Genomic DNA, 12,934 nt, shown 5'->3' with positions numbered 1-12,934 from the left:
AAAAATACTATGGACTTAAACAAAGCAACAATCATCGGGCGACTGACCCGCGATCCGGAAACCAAGACGATTCCTTCCGGACAAACCGTCACCACATTTTCCCTGGCCACCAGTTTCAACTGGACGGACAAAAGCGGACAGAAGCAGGAAAAATCCGAGTTCCACAACATTGTCACCTGGGGCAAGCTGGCGGAAATAGCCGGCCAGTATCTGAAAAAGGGCGGTCAGGTTTACATCGAAGGCCGATTGCAGACCCGTTCCTGGGACGGTGATGACGGAAAGAAACGTTATCGCACAGAAATAGTCGGCGAAAACATGATCATGCTGGGCAGGCCGGGCGAAAAATCAGAAGGCAGCGCAGCATCCCGACCGGAAGCAGTACCACAGCCACAGGCTCCGTCAGATGAAGAAGAGATCAATGTTGAAGATATTCCTTTTTAACCCCCTATAAATATGAGACCACGAACAACAACAACCAATAGTTTACCAAAAATCAGAGTCTGTCATTTCTGTGCCAACGGCATTGCGGAAATTGACTACAAAGACACCAAAGCATTCCAGAGATTTCTTTCCTCCTATGCCAAAATCCTGCCAAGAAAGAAAACCGGAACCTGCTCCAAACATCAGCGCAAATTGGCCCAGGCGGTAAAACGCGCCCGGTTTATGGCACTGATTCCTTATACAACCAGATAATCTAGAGAAAAATATGCTAGGAATGAATGAAGTCAAATTAGGAACCGTAGTCGTGGAAAATGGCGAACCTTTCGTTATTATCTCCACCGACCACTTGAAAATGGGCCGCGGCGGAGCGGTACTGCGCACAAAAATGCGCAACGTCATTTCCGGCGGTATCTTAGAAATATCTTATCGGGGCGGAGACAAAATCCAAGAAGCGGATCTCACCCGTACCAAAGCAAATTTCCTGTACCGTGAAGGAGATGACTTTTATTTCATGGATAATGATTCGTTTGAACAGTTTGTCCTGCCGAAAGCGCAGATCGGGGAAATTTCCAACTTTGTCAAAGAAGAGTCCGATATTGAAGTCTTGAATTTCGACGGTAAACCGGTATCAATCAATATCCCAACCAAAGTAGATCTTAAAGTAACTGAAGCCGCGCCGGGAGTGAAAGGCGATACCGCGCAGGGCAGTGTTTATAAACCGGTGGTTGTCGAAACCGGCTATACGGTGCAGGCCCCGCTGTTTATCAAAGAAGGTGATACAATCCGGGTGAATACAGAATCGGGTTTATACGTAGAAAGAGTCAATCAAGTATAATAAAACTAAAACCCCCACACTTAAGATAAGTGTGGGGGTTTTTGATTATAAAGATTTTCTATTTTTCTTCTGTATTCTTAACCGCGAGCAGAACTTTTTCCTTGATTTCTTTCATCAGCTTCTTGTCATCTCTCAAGGCTACCCTGGCTGTTTCTCTGCCTACTCCCAGTTTTGCTTCTCCGTAACTGTAAGAGTTGCCGTTTTTATTCATGACTCCGTATTGGATGGCAGTATCGATCAGATCACCCGCCATTGAGATCCCTTCATTGTACATAATATCAAATTCAGTCGTTCGGAAAGGGGCGGCTACTTTATTCTTTACTACTTTTGCTTTTACGCGGTTACCGATAATCTGTTCGCCTTTTTTAATCTGCGCCGAACGGCGTACTTCGATCCGGACGGAGGAATAAAATTTTAGCGCATTACCACCGGTGGTCGTCTCCGGGTTGCCGAAGAATACACCGATCTTCATACGGATCTGGTTGATAAAGATTACGACCGTATTGCTCTTACTGATGATGCCGGCCAGTTTTCGGAGAGCCTGGCTCATCAGTCTGGCCTGCAGTCCCATGTGTGAATCGCCCATATCACCTTCAATTTCCGCCTTCGGTGTCAGTGCCGCGACCGAGTCCACCACTACTACGTCCACCGCGTTGGAACGGACCAAAGTTTCCAATATCTCCAAGGCCTGTTCACCGTTATCCGGCTGTGAAATCAGCAGTTCTTCCGTATCCACTCCGATCTTTTTGGCATAGCCCGGATCCAGCGCGTGTTCCGCGTCAATAAAAGCAGCTGTTCCTCCGACCTTCTGCACTTCAGCGACAATGTGCTGGGCCAGGGTTGTTTTACCGGATGATTCCGGACCGTAGATTTCAATAATTCTTCCGCGCGGAACCCCGCCCACGCCGAGCGCGATATCCAGGGAAACACAGCCGGTTGATATGGAATCAACTTTTACTTTTTGCGTATCGCCCAATTTCATAATCGCTCCGGCGCCGAACCGGTCTTTGATCTGGTCGATCGCCACCTGCGCGGCTTTATCTTTTTCGTCGGATCTTGCTATTGGATTTTTTGTCATTGTATATTAATTAAAAATAAGATATATATTATTTAAATTTCTCCCGGCTCCACTCTGATTCTTTTGTAAATTGTGTTCGCCTTACTGCTTTTGCGGACGGCGGTTATTTCCAGAATATTTATCCCCTCCTTCAGTGCGACAACCGCTTCGAAATATCCGTTTGGATCACCCAGTATTTCTTCACCGTTGATCATAACTGTTGTTTCTTTTTCCGTTTGGCCGGATATTTCGTAGGAAAATTCATTTGTTGTCACATTATCTTCCTTGGGAGAATATATTTCCAGTGAGGGCGGTGACATAATCTGGCTTACCTCTATGCCAAAATAGATTAATAGGGAGATAATGATCAGAATTACCATTCCGTTCCGGAAAAATTTCGGATTGATAATCGGATGATTTCTTACCACATTTCTGCCGTTGGTCGGATGTTTTTCCAGGGGAGTAATATTCTTAAAGATCTTTTTTTCCGCTTCAAATATTTCGATCACCCTGTTGGGATTCAAATGTAGAAAAGTAGCATACTTGATCAGAAAATTTCTGATATAAACTTCCCCCGGCAGTTTACTGTATTCCCCTTCCTCTAAATACTGCAGATATTCTTTGCGTATCTGTATTGCATTTCCGGCATCCGCTAAGGAGATTTTGTCTTCTTCCCGTGCTTCACGAAGTTTATCACCCAGCGTGCGAGTTTCGCGTATTTCTTTGCCTTTGAAACTTCCCATTTTTTTTAAAGTTTATTTTCCTCGTCAGTCTCATCCTTACCAACTGCCTCGTCTTCGACAACACCTTCCACCTCGTCGTACTGGTCAGTGACAATATCTACATCCTCTTTATCCTTTACATAAACATCACGGGGTTTGGCTCCATCCGCCGGGCCGATAATCCCTTTCTGTTCCAAAATATCCAAAATGCGTGCGGCGCGCGCGTAGCCGATCCTCATCCTTCTCTGCAGGAAAGAGGCGGAGGCTTTTTGTGATTCCATGATTATTTCCTGCGCATCATCGATTAATTCATCTTCTTCATCAGAAAATGTTTCACCTTTTTCACCAACATTGGCACCGTGCCGGACCGTTACTTCATCATTATATTCCGGCTCACCTTTTTCTTTCAGGAAGTCCACAATGTTTCTAATTTCTCTTTCCGTAACAAATGCCCCCTGCAAACGCTTCGGTTTGGAAAGTTGCTGTGAAACATAAAGCATATCTCCACTGCCCAGCAGTTTCTCCGCACCGGCAAAATCCAATATTGTTCTGGAGTCTGTACCCGATGCAACCGTAAAGGCGATACGGGAGGTGATATTCGCTTTGATCAAACCGGTGATGACATCCACGGACGGTCTCTGGGTTGCGACGATCAAATGAATGCCGACCGCCCTGGCCATTTGCGCCAGTCTGATAATTCTGCTCTCCACTTCCACCGGAGCGACACTCATCAGATCCGCCAATTCATCGATAACGATTACGATGTACGGCAAGCCCACTTTGACCCCCGCGTTGAATCCTTTGATATTCCTTTGACCCGATTGTGCCAATAATTCAAATCTTCGATCCATTTCCGCCACCGCCCAGTTTAGGGCATTGACTGTCTTATCCGCCTTCGTAATCACCGGGGTCAGTAAATGCGGTATGCCGTTATAAATTGTTAATTCCACCCTTTTTGGATCCACTAATATAAGTTTCAGGTTGTCCGGTGAATTCTCATATAAAAGACTGATGATTATCGAATTGATGCAAACACTCTTTCCGGATCCGGTGGCACCGGCAACCAAAAGATGGGGCATGGTATCCAAATCTGCCACCCACGGATTGCCCGACACATCCTTGCCTAAAGAAATACTAAGATCGGATTCTCTCTTTTTAAACCCATCACTCTGAATAATCTCCTTCAGTTTGACCACCGCCACTTTTTGGTTCGGCACTTCAATTCCAACAAGCGATTTGCCCGGGATCGGCGCTTCCACTCTGATCGGATGGGCGGCCAGGGCCAGCGCGATGTCATTCTGCAAAGTATCAATCTGTGAGATCCTTACACCCTCGGACGGTTTGAGTGTGTATTGCGTTACGGTCGGGCCGACATTCGTCTCACCCATCTCAACTTCAATACCGAAATTCTGCAGAGTTTTTTTAATCTTTTCTTTATTCAAATTGATATCACCGCTCGTTGGTTTGGCTGAATTTCCCTCCAAAAGGTCAATCGGAATATCGATCTTCACTCTGTTTTTGCTTTTATTAAAAATCTTCATCTGATCACCGGTTTCCACATCTTCATTAATTTCTGTAATAACCCCATCCTCTTTCACTTCATTATGTACCGCATCTTGAGCAATCGTTTTTCTACTGAAGGAACGCTCTTCCTCATCCTGGACGTCCTCCTTCTCCTGCTTCTTGGATATTATGCGATATTTGGTTCTGCTGAATAAATCCCGGATCCGGATAATCACCGACCCGACGGCACTGCCGCCTTCAATCAGCCTGTTTAGAGAAGTCGCGAATACTACCAAAATCGCGATACAGAATAGCGCGATCAAAACAATAGAGGTCGCCCAAATTCCCATAATCTTCAGAAGCGGTAAGCTGATCATCAGACCCAGGTAACCACCGCCCCGTCCTTCTTCGATTGCTTCCACTGCGGTATCTAATCCGACAAAAAGGTGAAGAATACCTGAAAAGGAAAGTAACAGTAAAAAGACACCCAGATAATTTGAAGTCTTCAACTTGTATCTGTCCGGAAAAATTAAAAGGTAACCGAATATAATGAGGATGATCGGGAAGACAAATGAACCCCATCCGAAAACGATTTTCAATAACTGATCCAGATAGACCCCAACACTCCCGGCCAGATCAAAAAAACTCAAAATACTGATCGCCGCCACGACAAAAAGTGCGACAATAGTAATCCCCCGACGTGTTCCGGGGTTTAAAATGGGTTGCCTCTCCGCTTCGGGGACTTCCTTTTTTATTCGCTTTTTGGGTTGAGTATTTGCCATCTTTTATACTGATTGAATGTTCATTTTAACATGAAAAATGAGTAAAAGTCAAAGTAATTATTTATGATTTAGAGACCAAAACAGGCGCCTTTAAAGAGGACGCCCGTTTTTATATATTTATTTGGAAAGCTACAGGTCTATGCTTTTTCTCTCGGTTTAAATCCAGTCCCGACCGGTATCAGTTTTCCGATAATTACATTTTCTTTCAAACCTCTTAATTTGTCAACCTTCCCGGAAATTGAAGCATCAATCAGCACGCGGGCTGTCTCCTGGAACGAAGCTGCTGCAAGGAAACTGTCGGTGGATAGTGATGCCTTAGTAATACCGAGGAGCAGGTTTTCTCCGGACGCCTTCTTTTCACCCTTCTTGATCGCGAGATTAGCTTCAATTAACTGATCCTCTGAAATAATATCACCTGACAGTAAATCTGTATCACCAGCATTTTTTACATAATATCTGGAGAACATCTGGCGCACCACTATTTCAATATGTTTATCATTAAGTTTCTGACCTTGGGAAGAATAAATATATTGAATCTCCTTGATGATATATCTTTGGACAGCATCTTTGCCTTTTAGTCGATACAGATCCTGAATATTCAAACTTCCTTCCGTCAATTGCTGACCGGCGGTAACCAGATCTCCATCTTTAACCCAGAGCGAGAAACCGACCGGGATTACATATTCATGGACATTTTCTTCCGTACCGGATATTTTTACAATTGATTTTTCAATACTAATCTTTCCCTGGGCTTTTGCTTTGATAACCTTACCCTTATCATTTTCCGCTATCACATCGCCCTTATCAACAGATTCGCCATTTTTTACTTTGATTGTGAATCCTACTTTTTTGAATAATTTTTCAATATCATAACCTTCTGTTACCGGTTTCTCTGCAATAACTTTAATTACCTTCTGCTTATCCTGTTCGCTGACACTGACCTGTCCGTCAATCTCACTGATGATCGCCGCTTTTTTAACCGGCCGTGCTTCAAACAGTTCTTCAACTCTTGGCAAACCTTGGGTAATATCCTGACCGGCAACGCCTCCCGTATGGAAGGTTCTCATGGTCAGCTGAGTTCCCGGTTCACCAATACTCTGTGCAGCGATGATTCCGACTGCTTCGCCCAATTCTACCAGTTTATTATAACCCAAATCATATCCGTAACATTTTCTGCAGACTCCACGGACACTCTTACAATTTATTATGGAACGTACTCTGGCTTCTTGGAGATCAATCTCTTTGAGTTTTTCGTATTCTTTTTCTGTAACCAGATCGCCTTTTTTCACGATAACTTTTTTACCGGACATAATATCATCCAAACTGACCCGGCCCAAAACACGTTTGGCCAGATCTTCACCTATTTCTTCACTTTGTTCTTTGGTCATAACATAACCATCGGTATCTCCACAGTCTTCATCACGGACAACAACATCCTGAGCGACATCCACCAGACGTCTGGTCAGATACCCGGCATTAGCCGTTCTGAGTGCTGTATCGGAAAGTCCTTTTCTGGTACCATGAGTTGAAATAAAATATTCCAGTACATCGAAACCTTCCTTAAAGCTTCCTTTGACCGGCAGTTCGATAGTTTCACCGGCTGGGTTTGTAACTAATCCTTTCATACCCATCATCTGGGTAATCTGTCCCCAAGATCCACGAGCACCGGAATCAATCATGGCGAAAACAGAACCGAGCGGGTCTAAAGCATTTTTACTTATTTCCTGAACTTCATTCTTGGTGCTGGCCCATACATCAATCGATTTGGCATAGCGTTCCTCTTTGGTCAGAAGGCCCATTTCATATTGACCGTGAATTTCATCAATTTTCTTTTCTGCTGCTTCGATAGCCTCTTTTTTTCCGGCCGGAATCGGTGTATCACCCATGCCCCAGCTTAAACCGGAGAGGGTCAGATACTTCAGACTCATTTCCTTGATATCATCAAGCAATACGGATGTAACTTCCGAACCGTCTTTGTTCAAGGCTTTCTGAATAATTTCTTTAATATTCCGCTTGTCCATGACCTTATTCTGATAAGGCACGTCATCGGAGAAAATTTGATTGAAAATAATCCGGCCGACAGTTGTATCAATTCGTTTGCCGTCTTTCAATAATCCGATCTTGGTTTGCATTTCTATCGAATCAGATTCAAAAGCAAGTATCGCTTCAAATTCAGCGGAGAAAAATTTCTTGGCCGGCTTGTCTTCATCCAGCATGGTAGTCATATAATAACAGCCCAAAACAATATCCTGTGAAGGGGTAATCACCGGTTCACCGGTTGCCGGCTTCAAAATATTGTGAGTCGCAAGCATTTTATCCTTTGCTTCCGCTTTTGCTTTTTGGGTTAAAGGCACATGCACAGCCATCTGGTCTCCGTCAAAGTCCGCGTTAAATGGAGGACAGACGAGTGGATGTAACTGAATAGCATTGCCTTCGATCAATACCGGCTGGAAAGCCTGGATACCGAGTCTGTGCAATGTCGGCGCGCGATTTAATAAAACGTGGTTATTTTTTGTAACTTCTTCCAGAATATCCCAAACTTCGTCGCGTCCGGATTCAATATACCTATTGGCACTTCTGACATTATGAACGTATTCTCTTTTAATCAGTTGGCTGATGACAAAGGGTTTGAAAAGTTCCAAAGCCATCTTTTTCGGAATACCACACTGATACAGTTTCAAATGAGGACCGACTACGATTACTGAACGACCGGAATAATCGACACGCTTACCTAAAAGGTTCTGTCGGAATCGTCCTTGTTTACCTTTTAACATATCCGCTAAAGATTTCAGCTGGCGTCTCTGTCCGGTTGATGCGGTAACGGTCTTTCCGTGACGGGCATTATTATCAATCAAAGCATCCACCGCTTCCTGGAGCATTCTTTTTTCATTTCTGGTAATAACTTCCGGGGCATTCAAATCTAATAGTCTCTTCAAACGATTATTTCTGTTAATCACCCTTCTGTATAGATCATTGAGATCGGATGCGGCAAATCTTCCGCCGTCTAATTGCACCATCGGCCGGAGGTCCGGAGGAATCACCGGGATTGTCGTCAAAATCATCCATTCCGGACGGATATTATTTTTCTTCATGTTCTTGATCAGCTTCGTCCTTCTGACCACGCGCCTTCTCTGATTTTTACTGCTTTCTTCTGTTTCAATTTCTAGTGCAACAATTAATTTATCCAGATCTATATCTTCCAGCAGTCTTCTGATGGTTTCTGCACCAATACCTGCCTCAAAAACATGTCCGTATTTCAGGGAAAGATCCTGATACTTATTTTCAGAAATAATCTGCAATGGTTTCAGTTCTTTCAGTTCTTTACGGGCAAGGTCAACCGCTTCCTGCAGGTCTCTGATTTTTTCGTCACGATTAACCGCGTTGTTAATCAGCTCCTGCTCAACTTCCTTGATCAGCTTAGCCTGCGCTTTGGTATCTTTATTTTCAGCAATTAACTTTGCCTCCAGCTGTTTGGATTCATTTGCTCTGCGGTTAAAATCCGCCTCGATTATTTTCTTCTTGCTCTTGTATTCAGAATCTATCTGCAAAATTGTTTCCTGCCGCAGATCGTCATTAACTTTTGTAATAATAAAACTGGCAAAATAAATTACCTTCTCTAAATTCTGTACTGAAAGATCCAGTACCAAACCAATCTTGGACGGGACTCCTCTTAAAAACCAAATATGTGAAACGGAAACCGCCAAATCAATATGACCCATGCGTTCTCTACGCACTATTGAGCGTGTGACTTCCACTCCGCACTTGTCGCAGACTATACCTTTATATCTGATCCTTTTATATTTTCCGCAGTAACATTCCCAGTCTTTGGAAGGACCAAAAATCTTTTCACAAAACAAACCATCTTTTTCCGGTTTTTGAGTGCGATAATTAATGGTCTCCGGTTTGAGCACTTCACCGTGTGACCAATCATGCAACTCATCCGGGGAAGCAAGCTTCAAACGAATGGCGTTAAACTCTAGTTTTGTTTCTTTCTCTTGAATCATATTTTTATAGTTGGACGGACTACCAATTACTAATTACTAATTACCCGTTTTATTCCTTTTCTTCTTCTTTTTCTTTATTATCCTCTTCTTTCTTTTCTTCCTCCGGCTCTCCACTTTCATCTTTTACTAATTCTTCCTTCGCAGAACCCTTTTCACCTTTCGGATCATCCAGTGTAATCAAATCGACATCCAAGCAAAGCCCTTTCAGTTCCCTGACCAAGACATTGAAGGATTCAGGGACATTCAGGTTTCTAATCGGTTCACCCTTAATTACCGCTTCATAAGCTTTGGAACGTCCTGGCACGTCGTCAGACTTAATCGTCAACATTTCCTGGAGCATATTAGCAGCGCCGTATGCTTCGAGTGCCCATACTTCCATTTCTCCGAAACGCTGTCCGCCGAATTGCGCTTTACCGCCTAGTGGCTGCTGAGTAACGAGTGAGTACGGTCCGATTGAACGTTGGTGGATTTTATCTTCAACCAAATGATTCAGTTTTAACATGTAGGTATAACCGACGGTTACTTCTTTATCAAAACGTTTGCCGGTTCTACCGTCGTATAAAACCATTTTTCCTTCTCTTGGGAACCCTGCTTTTTCTAATTCTTTGCGGATATCTTCTTCATCAATTCCATCCAGAGCCGGAGTAGCAACATAATAACCAAGTGTCTTTGCAGCCAGTCCTAAATGAGTTTCTAAAATCTGTCCCAGGTTCATACGGGATGCTACGCCGAGCGGATTCAACATAATATCTACCGGAGTTCCGTCTTCCAGGAACGGCATGTCTTCCACTGCCACAATTCTGGAAATAACGCCTTTGTTTCCATGACGACCGGCCATCTTATCTCCCACCTGCACTTTTCTCAGCTGAGCGACCGAAACTTGAATGCTCTTAATCACACCGGACGGCAGTTTGTCACCTTTGTCTCTGGAAAATATTTTAATTCCAACAACTTTTCCGTGTTCACCATGTTCCAAATAGAGCGAGCTGTCCTTAACATCCTTGGCTTTTTCACCGAAGATTGCTCTCAGTAACTTTTCTTCAGCTGATAATTCCGTTTCACCTTTTGGTGTAATTTTTCCGACCAATATATCACCGGATGATAGGTTAGCCCCAACTCGAATAATTCCTTCTTCGTCCAGGTCTTTTAATTTCTCTTCCGAAACGTTTGGAATATCCCTGGTGATAACTTCTGCTCCGAGTTTTGTATCCCGGACATCGATTGTATAGTCTTCAATGTGAATCGAAGTATAACGGTCATTTCTGACCAGTCTTTCTGATATTAAAATAGCATCTTCATAATTCCCACCTTCCCAAGGCATATAAGCAACCAGGATATTCTGACCAAGAGCCAATTCGCCACGGTCGGTTGACGCTCCGTCGGCAATCACATCTCCCACCTTTACCTTCTGACCTTTTTCAACAATCGGTTTCTGGTTCATGCAGGTGGACGCGTTTGATCTGACAAATTTCCCCAGTTCATACATTTTCAGATTGCCGTCGTCTTCCAATATTTGAATTTCCGCACCGGAAACTGAAGCCACCATGCCGGCTTTTTTGGTAATTATTACCTGACCGGAATCCTTAGCAGCCTGCGACTCAACACCGGTTCCGACAAGCGGAGCTTCCGGTCGGACACAGGATACTGCCTGACGTTGCATGTTTGTTCCCATCAGTGCTCTAACCGCGTCATCATGCTCAAGGAATGGAATCAAAGCTGTGGCAACACTGATAATCTGATTTGGCGCCACATCCATATAGTCAATATTGTGGACATATTCAACTGTCGGCTGTCCGAGTTTTCTTACTTCCGCTCTTTCATTTATAAAATGGCCGTTTTCATCAATCGGACAAGTTGCCGCAACCGTAACCCGGCGCTCTCCTTCAAAAGCATCTACATAATTTATTTCATTCGTAACAACCGGAATAATTGGTACAATTTCAACATCCGTTTTTTCCAGATCCTTGGCTTTCTTGGCATCAATCACTTCACCTTTTTTCATTACAACCTTACCGCTTTTATCTACCACATCTTCTCTGGTTGTTTTGCCTTCAGTAACACTTACTTTATTTGGAATATCATGCAGGACTCTTCTGAATGGAGTTTCAATAAATCCGAATTCATTTACCCTTGCATAAGTAGTTAAATGTCCGACCAATCCGATATTTGGTCCTTCTGGTGTGGAGATCGGGCAGATACGGCCGTAGTGAGTACGATGTACGTCACGAACATCAAATCCCGCTCGCTCTCTGGACAGTCCGCCTGGACCCATCGCTGATAATCTTCTCTTGTGTTCCAGTTCGGCCAGAGGATTGGTCTGGTCCATGAACTGTGAAAGCTGTGAAGACATAAAAAACTCTTTGACCGCGCCAATCACCGGACGCGCATTAATCAGCTGGTTCGGGGTCAGGGTCAAAACATCTTTGGTGCTCATACGATCTTTGACGATTCTTTCCATTCTGGCCAGACCGACTCTGAATTTATTCTGTACTAATTCACCGATTGCTCTGACACGTCGGTTACCAAGATGATCAATATCATCCGCCTCTTCCTGCGATGTATTCAACCTGACAATTTCTTTAACGATTGCGATCAGATCTTCTCTTTTTAAAATACGGTTTTCTTTGGTCAGCGGAAAATCAAATTCAAAACGTTGATTCAATTTGTAGCGTCCAACTTTTCCGAAATCGTAACGGTCAAAGTTAAAAAACATAGAATGGATCAGTGACCTGGCATTATCTACCGTCGCCAAATCTCCCGGCCTGATTCTTTTATAAACTTCTTTCAAACCTTCCGCTTCCGATCGGGAAATGTCTTTCGCAATTGTCGCGTCGATGTACCGAATATCCGGGTTTGTATCGATTTCTTTAAAAATATCCTTAATCTCTTCATTACTTGAATATCCGAAAGCACGGAGCAATGCAGTTACCGGGACTTTACGTTTCCGATCAATTTTTACATGGATAACATTATTAGAATCTGTTTCAATCTCGAGCCAAGCACCGCGGTTCGGGATAATTTTCGCTCCATAAAGTCTTCTGCCCTTAACAATTTCTGATGTAAAGAAAACGCCGGCTGAACGGATCAGCTGGCTGACTACTACTCTTTCAATTCCATTGACAATAAAAGTCCCGCGCTCGGTCATGAGTGGAAAATCACCTAAGTATACTTCCTGTTCCTTAATCTCGCCGGTTCTTTTGTTAACCAGGCGCGCTGTTACTCTTAATGCTGCTTCGTAAGTAAGATTCTTGGCGTTGGCAGTCTTTTCATCAAAACGCGGTTCGTCCAGATAGTGGTCGGTGAAATAAAGTTCCAGTTCCCGGCCGGTAAAATCTTCAATCGGGGAGATTTCATCAAAAAGCTCCTTTAACCCTTCTTTCATAAACCAAGAATACGACATCGTTTGGATGTCGATTAGGTCCTGCAGTGGTACAGGTTGGTCAAATTTCTTAAAATACTTGCGACTTATGGATCTTTGGTTGTCGGCCATTAAAACAACTTCCTCATTATTTGTTTGCGAGGAAGAATCGTTAAGACTATTCCAGTCGTGTTTTTATTAGATTGTTGATAAATAGATACTAACAGCTATT

8 protein-coding genes are annotated in these 12,934 nt (G+C 43.6%); 3 read left to right on the top strand and 5 right to left on the bottom strand.

Annotated elements, in window-relative coordinates:
• The first annotated feature begins 9 nt into the window (after window positions 1–9).
• Genes WCW66_04380 through efp form a run of 3 tightly spaced genes read left to right on the top strand, consistent with a single transcriptional unit; the run spans window position 10 to window position 1,276 of the window.
• A complete protein-coding gene (locus tag WCW66_04380) occupies window positions 10–441 on the top strand; it encodes a single-stranded DNA-binding protein (GenBank protein ID MFA6391956.1) in 432 nt (143 codons plus the stop codon).
• A gap of 12 nt (window positions 442–453) precedes the next feature.
• Entirely contained in the window at window positions 454–693 is a 240-nt protein-coding gene (gene rpsR / locus WCW66_04375; protein ID MFA6391955.1) for a 30S ribosomal protein S18, read from the top strand.
• A 22-nt stretch (window positions 694–715) separates the two neighbouring features.
• Window positions 716–1,276, top strand: coding sequence for an elongation factor P (efp, locus tag WCW66_04370; GenBank protein MFA6391954.1), 561 nt, complete (start codon window positions 716–718; stop codon window positions 1,274–1,276).
• Window positions 1,277–1,334: 58 nt separating this feature from the next.
• Here efp and recA read toward each other — a convergent pair whose 3' ends face one another.
• From recA to WCW66_04345, 5 genes are all read right to left on the bottom strand, one after another.
• Window positions 1,335–2,354: a recombinase RecA gene (gene recA, locus WCW66_04365; protein ID MFA6391953.1), complete on the bottom strand. Its 1,020-nt coding sequence runs from the start codon at window positions 2,352–2,354 to the stop codon at window positions 1,335–1,337.
• A 32-nt stretch (window positions 2,355–2,386) separates the two neighbouring features.
• Window positions 2,387–3,076, bottom strand: coding sequence for a helix-turn-helix domain-containing protein (locus tag WCW66_04360; protein MFA6391952.1), 690 nt, complete (start codon window positions 3,074–3,076; stop codon window positions 2,387–2,389).
• Window positions 3,077–3,081: 5 nt separating this feature from the next.
• On the bottom strand, window positions 3,082–5,340 hold the full coding sequence (locus tag WCW66_04355; GenBank protein ID MFA6391951.1) for a DNA translocase FtsK 4TM domain-containing protein: 2,259 nt from the start codon (window positions 5,338–5,340) through the stop codon (window positions 3,082–3,084).
• 137 nt (window positions 5,341–5,477) lie between these two features.
• On the bottom strand, window positions 5,478–9,344 hold the full coding sequence (rpoC, locus tag WCW66_04350; GenBank protein ID MFA6391950.1) for a DNA-directed RNA polymerase subunit beta': 3,867 nt from the start codon (window positions 9,342–9,344) through the stop codon (window positions 5,478–5,480).
• Window positions 9,345–9,393: 49 nt separating this feature from the next.
• Window positions 9,394–12,834 carry a DNA-directed RNA polymerase subunit beta gene (locus WCW66_04345; GenBank protein ID MFA6391949.1) on the bottom strand — a complete coding sequence of 1,147 codons (3,441 nt, stop codon included), beginning with the start codon at window positions 12,832–12,834 and terminating at the stop codon, window positions 9,394–9,396.
• Window positions 12,835–12,934 lie beyond the last annotated feature (100 nt).

The sequence above is a fragment of the Patescibacteria group bacterium genome (genome assembly GCA_041664365.1).
In the GTDB taxonomy this organism is placed as follows: Bacteria; Patescibacteriota; Patescibacteriia; order UM-FILTER-42-10; family UM-FILTER-42-10; genus JAHJEX01.
This window is presented reverse-complemented; position numbering and strand designations above follow the sequence as displayed.